Raw genomic sequence first — 14116 nt, 5'->3', positions numbered from 1 at the left:
TCCTCTCTGGGCCGGGAACGGGTGCTGGGTCCCACCGTAGTCGAGCAGGCTCAGGGACGGCTCGCGAGGCGCGTCGCACGGGCCGCGCGCAGCCCGTCGACCGAGAGCACGACGAGCGCGAGCCAGACGAGCCCGAAGCCGGCCCAGCGGGTCGGCGACATGGGCTCGTGGAAGACGAGGAGGCCGAAGAGGAACTGGAGCGCGGGGCCGAGGTACTGGAGGAGACCGACGACGCTCAGCGGGAGGCGCCGCGCGGCGGCGCTGAACAGGAGCAGCGGCAGCGCCGTGACGACCCCGGCGGACGCCAGCAGGAGCGCGTGGCCGGCGCCCTCGGCGCCGAACGTGCCGGCACCCGTGGCGGCGAGCCACACCAGGTACACGAGGGCGAGCGGCGTGAGCACGGCGGTCTCCACGGCGAGGCCGGGGAGCGCCTCGACCGTGCGCCCGACGCGGTTCTTCACGAGGCCGTACAGGCCGAACGACGCCGCGAGGACGAGCGCGATCCACGGCAGGCCGCCCGAGCCCGTGCTGATGACGACGACGGCGGCGGCGCCGATCCCGACGGCCGCCCACTGCGCGGGGCGCAGCCGCTCGCGCAGCACGGCCACGGCGAGCAGGACCGTGACGAGGGGGTTGATGAAGTACCCGAGCGCGGCGTCGAGCACGTGACCGCTGAGGACGCCGTACACGTACACGGTCCAGTTGGTGACGATGAGGACGGCGGCCACGGCGAGGACGCCGAGCGTGCGCGGGGTGCGCAGCGCGGCGACGAACCCGCCGAGCTGGCGCGTCGCGGCGAGGAGCACGAGGCAGAAGAGCAGGCTCCACACGACCCGGTGCGCGATGATCTCGAGCGGCGCCGCCGGTTCCAGGAGCGGGAAGTAGAGGGGCATCGCGCCCCACAGGAAGAACGCCCCGGCGCCGAGCAGGAGGCCCCAGCGGTCGGTCGGGGCGGGCGCCCCGCGCGGGCTGCGCGACGGCGCGGCCGGGGCGGGCGAGGACGGTGCGCCGGTGGGCGCGGGGCCGGGGATCCCGGTGCCGGGGAGGTGGTCCGGCGCGGGGGAGGGGTGGGTCACCGCACCACTGTACGGACGGACGCGAGGACGGTCGGCGGGACCCGGATTTCGCACCTGGTCCGGCGGGGCTGTATCGTTGGCTCGCCCGCACGGCAGGGGCTGCACCAGGTGCAGTCCGTTCCGGCGAGCGACAACTCCACACGGCAGGTTGCCCGAGCGGCCAAAGGGATCTGACTGTAAATCAGACGGCTCAGCCTTCGGGGGTTCGAATCCCTCACCTGCCACCGGAGCGACGGGGCGTCACCCACGGGTGACGCCCCGTCGTCGTCTGCCGGGGACCTGTCGTCGTCACCGCGTCACCCGGGCGCTCCACGACCCGGCGTCGTCGGGCGGTGCGCGATCCGGTGGGAAGCGGTGCTGACGGGCCCAGAAACGGCGGAACGGCGCCGATTTCGTTCGACGCCGTGTTCCGTGTAGAGTTTTCCGCGCTGCCCCGATAGCTCAGTCGGCAGAGCGTCTCCATGGTAAGGAGAAGGTCAAGGGTTCGATTCCCTTTCGGGGCTCTGTGGTGACGCGGGGTCGTCTTGCTGGAATACTGCAAGGCGACCTCGCGTTCAGTCACGCGGCGGGGTAGCTCAGATGGTTAGAGCGCACGACTCATAATCGTGAGGTCGCGGGTTCGATCCCCGCCTCCGCTACCACTTTCGACAATCTCGTACGGCGGCCGGCGTCGTGCGACCTGCACAGCACATGCGCCCTCCGGAGGCGCGAGAGGTGGCTCACAACCGTGGCAAGCAAGAGCGCTGACGTTCGCCCCAAGATCACGCTGGCCTGCGTGGACTGCAAGGAGCGCAACTACATCACGAAGAAGAACCGTCGCAACGACCCGGACCGCCTGGAGCTCGCGAAGTTCTGCCCGCGCTGCGGCAAGCACACCGCGCACCGCGAGACCCGCTGAGCCTCCGGCTCCGCGTCCGCGCACCGCAGTGAGCGTCAACCTGGCCTACGTCGGCCGCGAGTACCCCGCCAACGCGCCGTACTCGGTGGGACGCGAGAAGCTGCGGGAGTTCTCCGGCGCCGTCGGCGCCACCCACCCCGTGCACCACGACCTCGTGGCGGCGCGGGGTGCGGGCTATCCGGACCTCGTCGCACCTCCGACCTTCGCGGTCGTCGTCGCCCAGCGGGCGGAGGGGCAGCTCATCGAGGACCCCGAGGCGGGCATCGACTTCTCGCGCGTCGTCCACGCGGACGAGCGCTTCACGCACCACCGGCCGATCGTCGCGGGCGACGAGCTCGTGACCGTGCTGCACGTGGACTCGATCGTCGAGCGGGCCGGCCTCGCGATGGTCACCACGCGCTGCGAGATCGCCGCGGTCCTGCCCGACGGCGGCAGCGAGCCGGTCTCGACCGTCACCTCCACCCTCGCCGTCCGCGGGGAGGGCGCATGAGCACCGACGGAACCCGCCCCGTCCTCGCCGACCTCTCCGTCGGTGACGTGATCGGCACGCGCACGGTCGAGGTCGACCGCGCGCGCCTCGTCCGCTACGCCGGAGCGAGCGGCGACTTCAACCCGATCCACTGGAACGACGCCTTCGCGGCCGAGGTCGGCCTGCCGGGCGTCATCGCGCACGGCATGTTCACCATGGGCGCCGCCGTCGCGCTGGTCGAGGACTGGGCCGGTGACCCGGGCGCCGTCGTCGACTACCAGACGCGCTTCACGCGCCCCGTGCCCGTGCCGAACCCCGGCGTCGCGACGCTCGAGGTCACCGGGACCGTCGGCGTGGTCGACACCGACGCCGGCACGGTCCGCGTCGACCTCACGGTCACGTTCGAGGGCGCCCGCGTGCTCGGCAAGACCCAGGCGGTCGTCCGCCTCTGAAGCGCGGTCGCCCTGGGCGACCACGCGCTCCTGACGCCACGAGGGCGCCGCACCCGGCCGGGTGCGGCGCCCTCGTCGTCGTGCCGGTGCCGTTCGCGCGTCAGCACGTCTCCCAGGCGACGCACCCGCTGTCCTCGAGCGACGGCTCGACCGGAGTGTCCTCGGCCGGTCCCTCCTCGAGGTACGTGGTCCGGCCGGAGACGGACAGGATCACGCCCTCGAGCTGACCCTGTGCCTCCATCTCCTCGAGGACTCCCGGATCGAGCTCGTGCGACGACTCGAGGACGCGGTGCTCCACCGGGTCGTAGACGAGGCGGTCCGTCTGGCCCTGGAGGGACCGCTGGACCCCCTCGCCCGTGCGGCCCAGAGAGTCCGTGACCTCCCCGAGCGGCGTGCTCGTGGGCAGACCCGTCATGATCGTCCACAGGGCGTCGCGCAGCGCTGGCGGCGCCGGGCTGTCGACGAGCAGGGACCGGGCCATGTCGAACACCTTGTCCTCGGCGGACCCTGCGCCGCGGTCCGGCTCGACGCTCGCTCGCAGGAGCTGCTCGAGCTGCGCGGGCTCCGTCGGGAGCGCGTAGAGCCCGTCCCACCCGATCATGACGCGCTCGCCGTCGATCAGGAGGTTGCCCCAGCCGCGGGGGCCGAACGAGAAGTCGTCGTCGGGCGAGCCCTCGACCGTGACGACGCCGGGCCGGTCGTTGCCGGACCATGAGTCGCGCACCTCGTGCGAGGCGGCTCCCGTGGAGTCCGTGCCGGACGACTCCGACCGCACGTGCCAGTACGGGGCGTCGGGCCATCCGCCGTCGATCGTCGGTGCGTCCGCGTCGGGGACGTACGGGGTGACGGACGCGGGCAGCAGCGGCTCGGTGCGCAGCAGGCCGTGCTCCCGTGCCGCCCAGGTTCCGGCGCCCGTCACGACGGCGAGGGCGCACACGCCGGCGACGACGGCACGACGACGGCGCCGGACCCGGCGCGCTGCCGGGACGACCCGGGCGATGTCGACGTCGATGCGGGGCGCGGCGGCGTCGACCCGCTCGCGCAGGGAGCGCGCGAACGTGTCGTCCGTCCTCGTCAGGGTGTCGCTCATCGCTGCCTCCTTGCGTCGGTGCTCCGGGTGGTGGGGTGCGGGGTGGAGGACTCCGGGGTCGCGTCCGCGGCGCCGAGGACGGAGCGGAGCTGGGCGAGCCCGCGCGACGCCGTGGACTTCACGGTGCCGACGGAGACGCCGAGGTCGTCGGCGACCTCCCTCTCGCTCAGCCCGACGAGGTGGCGCAGCACGACGATCCGGCGCTGGCGGGCCGTGAGCGTCGCGAGCGCGCGGACGAGGACGTCTCGCTCGGCGTGCTGGTCGGCCCGGGCGTCGCTCGCCGTCTCGGGGAGGTCGGGCGGGGCGACCAGCACCTCCCGTCGACGGCGGCGCCACGTGTCGACCCGCAGGTTGGCGAGGGTGCGGCGCGCGTAGGCGTACGGGTCGCGTCCGCGCGCCGTGCGCCAGTGCAGGTACGTACGGGTCAGGGCCTGCTGGACGAGCTCGTCGGCCAGGTGCTCGTCGCCGCACAGCAGCCACGCGGTGCGCGCGAGCCGGGGAGCGGCGCCCGCCATGAAGTCGCTGAACTCCTGCTCGTGCGAGGTGACCACCCGCACCACGGGCAGGAGGGTGTCGGGTGGGGGGCTCTCGTCGGGCTCGTCGGCCGAGAGGGCGATCGCGTTCACGGTCATGACTGTCACACGCGCGACGGCTCCGGAAGGTTGAGTCTCGAGCGGGCGACCGGCGCGCACGATTCGACATCGTTCGCCACGGCCCGCCCTCTTTCGCCATGGGAACGCTCCCACTACCGTGGGTCGCGCCCCTCACGACGTCGAAGGAGACGCTCATGACCCAGCACGGTGGCCGAACCGCATCCCACGACCCTCGCGACCGCAGCCCCGCGCCCGTGCCCCCGCGGGGGCTCGACCGACGCACGGTCCTCGCGCTCGGCGGGGCGCTCGCGCTCGCCGGGCTCACGGCGACCCCGGCGGCAGCACGTCCGGGCGTGGCCCTGCCCGCGGCGACGGGCGCCGTCGGGCAGGCGGCCGGTGGCCCGGCGCGGGGCCGCGCGGCGTCGGTCCAGCGCGCCCACGGCTTCCTCGCCGCGGCGACCGACGCCTACCCCGACGTCAACCCCGGCCCGCGGCTCGCCCAGTCGTACGCCGACCAGCTCGGCCTGTTCTCCACGGCGTTCGTCTATGACAACGCCCTCGCGATCCTCGCGACGCTCACCGCCGGCCGGCGCTACCTCGACCGCGCGCGGGCGCTCGGCGACGGGCTCGTGTTCGCCCTCGAGAACGACCCCGACCACGACGACGGCCGGCTGCGCCAGGCGTACAACGTCGGGCCCTACACCTTCTACGACGGCACGCCGCAGGAGCACGGGCTCGTGCTGCCGGACGGCACGGCGAACGTCGGGTGGCAGTTCGGCTTCCTCGGGACGGCGGTGGGAGACATGGCCTGGCCGGGCATCGCGCTGCTGCACCTGCACGCGGTGACCCGCGAGCGCCGCTACCTGGACGCGGCCCGGCGCCTCGGCGCGTGGATCGTCGCGAACACGTGGTCGCAGGCGCCCCTCGGCGGGTTCTCGTTCGGCGTGGACGGCGCGAACACCCCGATCCCCAACGGCTCGACCGAGCACAACGTCGACTGCGTCGCGTTCTTCCGCCAGCTCGGGGCCGTGACGCGCGACCGGCGCTGGAGCCGTGCCGCCGAGCACGCGCGCGCGTTCGTCGACCGCATGTGGGAGCCCGACGGCGGCTACCTCTACACCGGGACGAACGACGGCACCGAGATCAACCGGGACCCGCTCCCGCTGGACCCGCAGACGTGGGGGTGGCTCGCGCTGCGCGAGCGGCGCTACGCCCGCGCCCTCGACTGGGCGGACGACGCGCTGGCCGCGCGCGACGTCGCGGGCGAGGGCGTGTCGCAGCTCCCCGCGGGCACGGTCGTCGAGGGAGTGACGTTCTCGAGCGCGAGCCTGACGTCGACCGCGTCGTACAACGGGCTGCCGGTGCACCAGCAGGGGGTGTGGCTCGAGGGGACGGCGCAGCTCGCGTCGGCGCTCGCGGACCGCGGCGCACGCGGCCGGGGGAGCCGCGACGACCGGCGGCGGGGTCGCCGCGGCTGCGAGCGGGACGACGACCGGGTGCGCGCCGAGGGCCTGCTGCGCGAGGTGCAGGGCGCGCAGGAAGGCGTCGGGGCCGGTCAGACGATCGGCGGCGCGGCGCTGCCGGAGCGGTCGGGCGTCGTCGCCGCGTCGAGCCTGCTCGACTCGGGGTTCGGGTTCGGGTACTTCCAGGTCCAGCACGTCGGGGCGACGTCCTGGTACCTCATGGCGGCCGCGCGGGCGAACCCGTTGCAGCCCGGCCGGCTCGGCTGACCGGTCCGAGCGGCCGGTGTCAGGTGGTGGGGGCGGGGCCTGTCGTCGTCCCCACCACCAGCTCGACGTCGAGCTCGACCGTCGTCGGGGCCTCGCCCGCGAGCTGGCGGATCACGGCGAGACCGAGCTCGGACCCCTTGCGGGCGAGCGGCTGGTGGACGCTCGTGAGGACGTCCGGGGCGAGCCAGGGCAGGTCCAGCCCGTCGAACCCGGCGACCGAGACGTCGTCGGGCACGCGCAGGCCGAGCTCGCGCGCGGCGAGGAGCGCGCCCGCGGCCAGCAGGTCGGAGTGGGCGATGACGGCGGTCGGGCGCGACGCGGGGTCGGCGGCCGCGGTCGTCCCGTCCGCGGCGGTGCTGCCCAGCAGGGCGAGCGTGGCGGAGCGGCCGTGCTCGACGAGCGACGCCTCGGTCTCCCAGCTCGCGACGGGTTCGACGACGTCGCGCACGCCCGCGAGCCGGTTGGCCGTCGGCGTGCGGTCCACCTGGGCGAGCCGCTGCGCGTCGATCGGGCCGCTGCGGTCGGAGTTGTCGAGAGGGAGCGAGACCTCCGCGACGCGCGTGTGGCCGAGGTCGACGAGGTGCCGCACGACGTCGGCGGTCCCGGCGCGGTCGCGGATCGCGACGAGCGGGGTGCCCTCGACGGCGCGCCCCTCCCCGATGACGACCGGCACGCCGCGGCGCTGCAGCGCGGCGAGCGTCGCGTCGTCCGACCCCACGCCCCAGACGAGGACGGCGACGTCCATCGCGGCGCTCTCGACGAGGGGGTCGACGGCGCGGGCCGGGTCGTCGGACGGGATGCCGGGGATGAGGAGGACGCCCAGGCCGTTCTCGCCGAGCGTCGAGACGAGGCCGTCGAGCACCTGCACGGCGACGGGGTCCCGGAACGCGCGGCGGAGCTGGTCGCCGACGACGACGCCGACCACGCCCGACCGGCCCGACCGGAGCTGCCGGCCGAGCGGGTTGGGCCCGGTGTACCCGAGCTCCTTCGCGGCGTCGAGCACGCGTGCCCGGGTCTCCGGGGTGATCGGCCCGGCGCCGGAGAAGGCGAGCGACGCCGTCGAGACGGAGACTCCCGCGAGCTCGGCGACCTTGGCGAGCGTGGGCCGGTGGGCCGGCGCGGCGGCCGCCGCGGGCTCCCGGTTCCCGGGGGTGTCGCTCATCACGCTCCCTGCCTCCCGCGCGCGCGGGATTCTCGATTGACGCGCGGCCAGCGTACCCGCACACTGGTGACCATGCCTCGAATCGATTCGAAGCGCACTCTCGTCCGTCGGATCGAATCGATTCGAGGAGGTGCTGCGCAGTCTCCGTCCGACCTCCTGTCCGACCCCCGCGCCCTGGCCCGGGCGCGCTGGGTCCTCCTCGGCGTGTTCGCGCTCAACGGCGTCATGATGTCGAGCTGGCTCGCGCGCATCCCCTCGGTGCGCGACGCCCTCGGCCTCACCCCCGCGGACCTCGGCGTCGTGCTCCTCGCCGGAGCCGTCGGCGCGCTCGTGACCGTCACCGCCGCCGGCCCCTTCGTCACGCGCTTCGGCGGGCGGGTCGCGTTCGGCGTCTCCGCGGTCCTGTTCGGCGTCGCGTTCCTCCTGCTCGGCCTCGGCCCCGCGACCGGCTCCGTCGCCCTGCTCGCGGCGGGCATCTTCGTCAACGGGATGGCGTTCTCGCTCGGCAACGTCCCGATGAACGTCGAGAGCGCGGGCATCGAGCGGCGGGTCGGGCGCACGATCCTGCCCCAGTTCCACGCGGCGTTCTCGATCGGCGCCGTCGTCGGCTCGCTCGTCGGTGCCGCGTGCGCCCACGCGCAGGTCCCCGTGCTCGTCCAGTTCGTCGCGACCGGCGCCGTCGCCACGGTGTGGCGCCTCGCCGCGATCCCCGCGACGGTCCACGACACGCTCCCGTCGCGGAGCCCCGCGACGTCCGAGGCGCCCGTCGCGACCCCCGCTCCGGTCGACGCGCTCGGCGACGCCGTCGTCGACGTCGAGACGGCCGGGCTCCGCGCCCGCCTCGCCCGCCGCGGCGCCCGGCTCGGGGCGGCGCTCTCGGCGTGGCGCGAGCCGCGCACGCTGCTCATCGGCCTCGTCATCCTCTCCGCCGCGCTGTCCGAGGGGTCGGCCAACGACTGGCTCTCGCTCGCCGTCGTCGACGGGTTCGCCCAGACCGAGGCCGTCGGTGCCGTCGTGTTCGGCACGTTCGTCGCGGCCATGACCGTCATGCGCCTCGCCGGGACCCGCCTCATCGACCGCTTCGGCCGCGTCACCGTGCTCCGCGCGTCAGGCGTCGCGTCGATCGCCGGGCTGCTGCTCTTCGGGTTCGCGCCGACGCTCCAGCTCGCCGGCGTCGGGGTCGTGCTCTGGGGCTTCGGCGCGGCGCTCGCGGTGCCCGTCGGCATCGCCGCCGCGTCCGACGAGCCGCTGCGTGCCGCGAGCCGCGTGTCCGTCGTCTCAGCGTTCGCGTCCATGGCGTCGCTCGCCGCGCCGCCGCTGCTCGGCCTCGCCGCCGAGGCCATGGGCGCGCGTCACGCGCTCGTGCTCATCGTCGCCGCGATGGTCCTCAGCGTCCTCCTCGCGCGCCAGGTCACGCCTCTGCGGACCCCGGCCGCGCTCGCCGCCCGGGCGCCGCGTCCCCCGGCGGGTGCGGACGACGGCGTGCCCCCCGGGGTGGAGGATGGTCCCGAGACCGACGTGGCGTTCGTCGCGGACGCCACCGGCCGGTCGGGCGGCACCGACCAGGACAGCTCGATCGGCGCCGTCCCCGACGAGGCCGTCGACGCGCGACGTCCCCGCCGCTCGCGCCGGCCCCGCGCGACGACCCGCACCGGGACGTCCGCCACCGCCCACCGTGCCTCCGCACGCCGTCCCCGAACCCGCCCGTCGCACCGCCGCGAGGAGACCTCCGCATGACCACCGCCCGCACCGACCGTCGCGTCGTCGCGCTCGCCACCTGGGCCGTCTTCGCGGTCTTCTTCCTCAACGGGTTCAACTTCGCGACCTGGGCGTCGCGGCTGCCCGCGGTCCGCGACTCGCTCGGGTTCACCGAGGCGCAGATGGGCCTGCTGCTCCTCTTCATGGCGGTCGGGTCGCTGCTCGCGCTGCCGCTGTCCGGCATGGTCGTCCAGCGGCTCGGCGCGTCGAAGGCCGTGACGCTGTTCGCCGTCGCGAACGTCGTGGGCCTCGTCACCGCCGTCACCGGCGTGGCGACGGGGGAGGACGTCGTCGTGCGCGTCGGGCTCTTCCTCGCCGGGATCGGCACCGGCGTCTGGGACGCGGCGATGAACCTCGAGGGCGCCGCCGTCGAGCAGCGGCTCGGCAAGGCGATCATGCCGCGCTTCCACGCCGGGTTCTCCTTCGGCACCATGGCCGGTGCGGGCGTCGGGGCGCTCATGGCCGCGCTGCACGTCCCGGTCCAGGTGCACCTCACGGCCGCCGTCGTGCTGAGCCTCCTCGGCGTCCTGTGGTGCGTGCGGTTCTTCCTGCCCGCCGGCCAGGTGGAGCACGTCGTCGACGCGGCCGAGGACGCCGCCGGGTCCGACCCCGCCGCCGCGGCGGGCAGCGGCGCCCCCCTCACCGCGTCGGAGAACGCGCGCGGCGCGCTCAGCGCGTGGACCGAGCCCCGCACCCTCCTCATCGGGCTCGTCGTCCTCGCCGCCGCGCTCACCGAGGGCGCCGCGAACGACTGGGTGAGCCTCGCGGTCGTCGACGGCTTCGAGACGTCCGACGCCATGGGCGCCGTCGGCCTCGCCGTGTTCCTCACGGCCATGACCGGCATGCGCCTGCTCGGCACGGGCCTGCTCGACCGGTACGGTCGCGTCACCGTGCTGCGGCTCGGTGCGGCGCTCGCTCTCGTCGGCCTGCTGCTCTTCACCCTCTCGCCGAGCATCTGGCTCGCGCTGCTCGGCGTGGTCGCGTGGGGCATGGGCGCCGCGCTCGGGTTCCCCGTCGGGATGAGCGCGGCCTCCGACGACCCGGCACGCGCCGCCGTCCGCGTGAGCGTCGTCGCGACCATCGGCTACTCCGCGTTCTTCATGGGCCCGCCCCTCATCGGGTTCCTCGCCGAGCACGTCGGCTACCGCGCCGCGCTCCTCGTGATCGCCGTCCCGGTCGTCGTCGGTCTCCTCGTCGTCGGCGCCACGCGCCCCCTCCCCACCGCCGCGGGCTCCGCCGGCCAGCAGGCGGCCCAGCGCTCCGAGGAGACCCCCCGCCGCTGACCCCGTCCGCGAGCCCGCGCGGGGGCGAACTACGCTGGGGCGGTGACGTGTGAACCCGCTGCCCCCGTCGACCGAGACCTGCCCGAGATCGTCCGGACCGCCCCCGGTCTGCGCCCCGACGCCGTCGGCGCGCCGTCCCTGGCGGAGCTGACGACGCTGCGCGTCGGCGGCCCCGCGGACCGGTACGTCGAGGCGCACACCGAGGCCGAGCTCGTGGACACCGTGCGCGCGGCGGACGAGGCCGGCGAGCCGCTGCTCGTGATCGGCGGCGGGTCGAACCTGCTCGTCGGCGACGAGGGGTTCGGCGGGGTCGTCGTGCGCGACCTGCGGCGTGGGATCACCGTGGACGCCGAGGACTCGTGCGGCGGTGCGAGCTTCCACGCGCCGGCCGGGCAGGACTGGGACGAGCTCGTGGCACGTGCGGTCGCGGAGGAGTGGGTGGGCGTCGAGGCGCTCTCCGGCATCCCCGGGACGGTCGGTGCCGCGCCCGTCCAGAACATCGGCGCCTACGGGCAGGAGGTCGCGGGCGTGGTCTCGACCGTGCGCGTCTGGGACAGGGAGCGGTCGCGCGTGCGCACGCTCGCGCTGGGCGAGCTCGCGTTCGGGTACCGCACGTCGCTGCTCAAGCGCAGCATGCACGTGGCAGCGGACGAGCCGGGCGGAGACGGCGAGGCGAGCGGCCCGTGGTACCCGTCGCCGCGCTACGTCGTGCTCGACGTCGGCTTCCAGTCCCGCCTCGGCTCGCTCTCCGCCCCCGTCGCCTATCCGGAGCTCGCCCGGACGCTCGGCGTGCAGGTCGGCGACCGGGCCCCGAGCGCGGACGTGCGCGACGCCGTCCTGGCGCTCCGGGCCCGGAAGGGCATGCTGCTCGACGGCGTCGGCCCGGACGTCGCGCCCGTGGCTGCGGGGGACGCCGTGCCGGGGGAGACGGGACCGGACCACGACCGCTGGAGCGCCGGGTCGTTCTTCACCAACCCCGTCGTCCCGGCAGACCAGGCCGACCTGCTCCCGGCGGAGGCCCCGCGCTACCCGGTGCGCTCCGCGACGCCGTCCCGCACGACCGGCCCGAGCCTGGGCGAGATCGACCCGACGCTCGTCAAGACCTCCGCCGCGTGGCTCATCGAGCACGCGGGCTTCACCAAGGGCTTCGGTGTCCACGGCCCCTCGAGCCTCGCGCGCCTCTCGACCAAGCACACCCTGGCGCTGACCAACCGGGGCGGCGCGAGCGCGGAGGACCTGGTGGAGCTCGCGCGCGCGGTCCGCGACGGCGTGCTCGACGCGTTCGGCGTCGAGCTCGTCCCCGAGCCCGTCCTCGTCGGCGTCTCCCTCTGACCTTCCCGCGCTGAGTGCATGAGATAGTGGCGTCCGGGCCATGCCGGCGCGACTATTTCATGCACTCAGCGCGGGGCGGGAGTCAGTAGACGAGGACCGTCGTGCCCGGGTCGGCGTGCCAGGAGTCCCAGAGCCAGTTCATCGCGGAGTTCGCGACGCGCACGCAGCCGTGGGACGCGGGCCACGGCGGGATCGAGCCCGAGCCGTGCACCGCGATGCCGCCCGTGAAGAACTTGGGGCGCCACATGTCGCCGAGCTCGAGGCTCGACGAGTGGTTGCCGTCGACCTGCCGGCCTACGTGGAACTCGCCGCGCGGCGTGCTCGCGCGGTAGGTGCGGCCCTTCGCCTCGTACGACTCGCCGTTGCCCGACGACGCGTTGACCACCGTGACGACCCGGCCGTCCTCGACGGCGAGCAGGAGCTGGCGGTCGAGGTCGATCTCGATGACCTTGCCCGACCCGCTGCGCGGCTGGGGCGTGACGCCCTCGTCGAGCGCGGCCTGCGTCGCGGGGCCCACGACGCCGTCGCGCGAGAGCCCGGCGGCCTTCTGGAGAGCCCACACGGCCTGCTGCGTCCCGCCGCCGAAGTCGCCGTCGGGCGCGCCGATGAAGTAGCCGAGGTCGGCGAGGCGCTGCTGGAGCGCGACGACGCGCTCGCCGGTCGCGCCGCGGGCCAGCTCGGCGGGCTCGACGGGCGCGGGCGGCGGCTCGGGGGTCGGCTCCGGGGCGGGCGGGGGCGTGCTGGGCGCGGGGGTCTCGGTCGGCGTCGGGTCCGGGGTGGGCTCGGGCTCCGGCGTCTCGGCCGGCTCGGGAGCGGTCTGCGTCGGGCGGGGGCTCACGGGCTCGGTGGTCGCGGGCCCGCCGGCGGTGGCCGACGGCGTCCGGCCCGGCTCGAGGTCGGGCAGCCCCGCCTGGCAGCCCGCGAGCACCAGCGCCGCCACCAGCGCGCCCACCGCCGCGCGCGCCGTCGTCCGCCGACGGCTCACCGGGCTCCGTCCCCGGCCGCCACCCCGCGCCACGGTCGCGGCGCCCGTCACGGGTCCTGCTGCCGCGCGCGCCTCCGCGCCCGTCCGCGCGCCCGCCGAAGCTCCGTCCTCCACCTGGTCCCCCTCGTGTGTGCTGCGGCGTCCGCCGCGGAGCACCATCATGCGCCCCGCCCCGCGGCAGGACGCCCCGCGGCGGCGCCTGTCGGAGGATCGTGACCCTGTCGTGACGCGCGCGCCGCGTGGCCCGTCCCGACGACGCCGCCGGTCGGCACCGCGAGGTCGCCAGCGTGCGGGCGGTCCCTCGGCGGGAGCCGCCCCCGGTCGGCTCAGCCCGCGGCCGGCCCGTCACCGGGCTGCTCGTGGAGCAGCGCCCCGCGCACGACGTCGAGGATCTCGTCGTCGGACAGCCCGGCCTCGCGGCCGGCGCGGACGAGCTCGTGCGCGGCGTGGCGCGCGGCGACGTCGGTCGGGGAGACGCCGTCGGACACGACGGTCCCGGCGCGGCGCCGCGTCGTCACGACCCCCGCCGCCTCGAGCTCGCGGTACGCGCGGGCCACGGTCCCGGGCGCGAGCCCGAGGTCCGTGGCGAGGGCGCGGATCGTCGGGAGCCGGTCGCCCACCCGGAGACGCCCCGCGGCGACGTGCGCCACGACCTGCCGGCGGATCTGCTCGTACGGCGCGAGGCCCGACCGCAGGTCGATCTCGACGCGCAGGTCAGGGGCCTGCATGACCGCGCCCCGTCGGTGTCAGGGCGCTCGCGTGCTCGTCCGCCCAGGTGTCCGGGTCCGGGGCGGCCCGCACGACGACCGCGATCGCCGCCAGCGCCAGCCCGACCGCGACGACCACGAGGACGACCGCCCCCGGGTAGCCCACCCGCGCCGCGGCGTTCGCGCCGACGCCGAGCATCCCCGCGGCCGTCAGCCCGAGCGCGAGCTGCGCGCCCCGCAGGACCCGGTGCGCCGACGCGCGGCGCAGGGCGACGTCCCACGCCTCGTCGACCTGCGCGACCGCCGGGCGGCGCGCGACGAGTCGCAGCACGCCCTCGGCACCCGCGACGACCAGCACGGCCGCGAGCGCGAGCCACACGCCGTAGAACGCGCCGGGGTAGGGGCTCGCGGTGGAGGTCGAGTCGCCCGCGACGCGCGTCACCGACCGCCCGTCGTCGCCCGCCGTGAGCGCGCCGACCACCGCGAGCAGCACGACGAGCACCCCGAGCGACCAGGCGAGGCGACGCAGACCCCGGGGTGCGACGTCGTCGACGGTCCGCGGCCGCAGCGTGGCCGCGCGG

14 protein-coding genes and 3 tRNA genes are annotated in these 14116 nt (G+C 75.6%); 10 read left to right on the top strand and 7 right to left on the bottom strand.

What is annotated here, in order from left to right; genetic code table 11:
• Positions 1-50: 50 nt before the first annotated feature.
• Positions 51-1076 carry an EamA family transporter RarD gene (gene rarD, locus FB00_RS17310; protein WP_082141451.1) on the bottom strand — a complete coding sequence of 342 codons (1026 nt, stop codon included), beginning with the start codon at positions 1074-1076 and terminating at the stop codon, positions 51-53.
• A 142-nt stretch (positions 1077-1218) separates the two neighbouring features.
• Between rarD and FB00_RS17305 the strand changes: the two genes are divergently transcribed.
• From FB00_RS17305 to FB00_RS17280, 6 genes are all read left to right on the top strand, one after another.
• Positions 1219-1300: transfer RNA gene (locus tag FB00_RS17305), tRNA-Tyr, on the top strand.
• A gap of 206 nt (positions 1301-1506) precedes the next feature.
• Positions 1507-1579 (top strand) — tRNA-Thr (locus FB00_RS17300).
• 61 nt (positions 1580-1640) lie between these two features.
• Positions 1641-1717, top strand: a tRNA-Met gene (locus FB00_RS17295).
• An 86-nt stretch (positions 1718-1803) separates the two neighbouring features.
• On the top strand, positions 1804-1974 hold the full coding sequence (rpmG, locus tag FB00_RS22460; protein ID WP_021482899.1) for a 50S ribosomal protein L33: 171 nt from the start codon (positions 1804-1806) through the stop codon (positions 1972-1974).
• Between the two features lie 28 nt (positions 1975-2002).
• Positions 2003-2464 (top strand): FAS1-like dehydratase domain-containing protein, encoded by a 462-nt coding sequence (locus FB00_RS17285; protein WP_047234160.1) that lies wholly within the window; start codon positions 2003-2005, stop codon positions 2462-2464.
• Complete coding sequence (locus FB00_RS17280) at positions 2461-2895, top strand: MaoC family dehydratase (protein WP_047234159.1); 435 nt, start codon at positions 2461-2463, stop codon at positions 2893-2895. Before FB00_RS17285 ends, FB00_RS17280 begins: the two co-directional genes overlap by 4 nt.
• A gap of 100 nt (positions 2896-2995) precedes the next feature.
• On the opposite strand, the gene FB00_RS17275 is transcribed toward FB00_RS17280, so the two are convergent.
• Positions 2996-3985, bottom strand: a complete 990-nt coding sequence (locus tag FB00_RS17275; protein ID WP_047234158.1) for a hypothetical protein — start codon at positions 3983-3985, stop codon at positions 2996-2998.
• Entirely contained in the window at positions 3982-4611 is a 630-nt protein-coding gene (locus tag FB00_RS17270) for a SigE family RNA polymerase sigma factor (protein WP_419865531.1), read from the bottom strand. The genes FB00_RS17275 and FB00_RS17270 overlap by 4 nt, the downstream gene beginning before the upstream one ends.
• A 161-nt stretch (positions 4612-4772) precedes the next feature.
• Here FB00_RS17270 and FB00_RS17265 point away from each other — a divergent pair, with 161 nt between their 5' ends.
• Positions 4773-6308, top strand: coding sequence for a Tat pathway signal sequence domain protein (locus tag FB00_RS17265; protein ID WP_231581919.1), 1536 nt, complete (start codon positions 4773-4775; stop codon positions 6306-6308).
• Positions 6309-6327: 19 nt separating this feature from the next.
• Here FB00_RS17265 and FB00_RS17260 read toward each other — a convergent pair whose 3' ends face one another.
• On the bottom strand, positions 6328-7470 hold the full coding sequence (locus tag FB00_RS17260) for a LacI family DNA-binding transcriptional regulator (RefSeq protein ID WP_047234156.1): 1143 nt from the start codon (positions 7468-7470) through the stop codon (positions 6328-6330).
• Positions 7471-7542: 72 nt separating this feature from the next.
• On the opposite strand from FB00_RS17260, the gene FB00_RS17255 reads away from it, so the two are divergent.
• From FB00_RS17255 to FB00_RS17245, 3 genes are all read left to right on the top strand, one after another.
• The gene (locus FB00_RS17255; protein ID WP_156186444.1) at positions 7543-9207 is read left to right on the top strand and encodes an MFS transporter; all 1665 of its coding nucleotides are present in this window, start codon (positions 7543-7545) and stop codon (positions 9205-9207) included.
• The gene (locus FB00_RS17250; RefSeq protein ID WP_047234155.1) at positions 9204-10511 is read left to right on the top strand and encodes an MFS transporter; all 1308 of its coding nucleotides are present in this window, start codon (positions 9204-9206) and stop codon (positions 10509-10511) included. Before FB00_RS17255 ends, FB00_RS17250 begins: the two co-directional genes overlap by 4 nt.
• A gap of 78 nt (positions 10512-10589) precedes the next feature.
• On the top strand, positions 10590-11843 hold the full coding sequence (locus tag FB00_RS17245; protein WP_389354433.1) for a UDP-N-acetylmuramate dehydrogenase: 1254 nt from the start codon (positions 10590-10592) through the stop codon (positions 11841-11843).
• Positions 11844-11925: 82 nt separating this feature from the next.
• Here the strand turns inward: FB00_RS17245 and FB00_RS17240 are convergent, their stop codons facing one another.
• The 3 genes from FB00_RS17240 to FB00_RS22455 form a co-directional block, all read right to left on the bottom strand.
• Positions 11926-12942, bottom strand: a complete 1017-nt coding sequence (locus FB00_RS17240) for a L,D-transpeptidase family protein (protein ID WP_231581918.1) — start codon at positions 12940-12942, stop codon at positions 11926-11928.
• Between the two features lie 212 nt (positions 12943-13154).
• Positions 13155-13556, bottom strand: a complete 402-nt coding sequence (locus FB00_RS17235; protein ID WP_047234154.1) for a GntR family transcriptional regulator — start codon at positions 13554-13556, stop codon at positions 13155-13157.
• The coding region (locus FB00_RS22455; RefSeq protein ID WP_047234153.1) for a hypothetical protein at positions 13543-14116 on the bottom strand (574 nt) is incomplete at its 5' end. The genes FB00_RS22455 and FB00_RS17235, both read right to left, overlap by 14 nt.

Source organism: Cellulosimicrobium funkei, from assembly GCF_001019615.1.
In the GTDB taxonomy this organism is placed as follows: domain Bacteria; phylum Actinomycetota; class Actinomycetes; order Actinomycetales; family Cellulomonadaceae; genus Cellulosimicrobium; species Cellulosimicrobium cellulans_E.
Note: the sequence above shows the minus strand (reverse complement) of the source record. Positions and strands in the feature narration are given on the sequence as shown.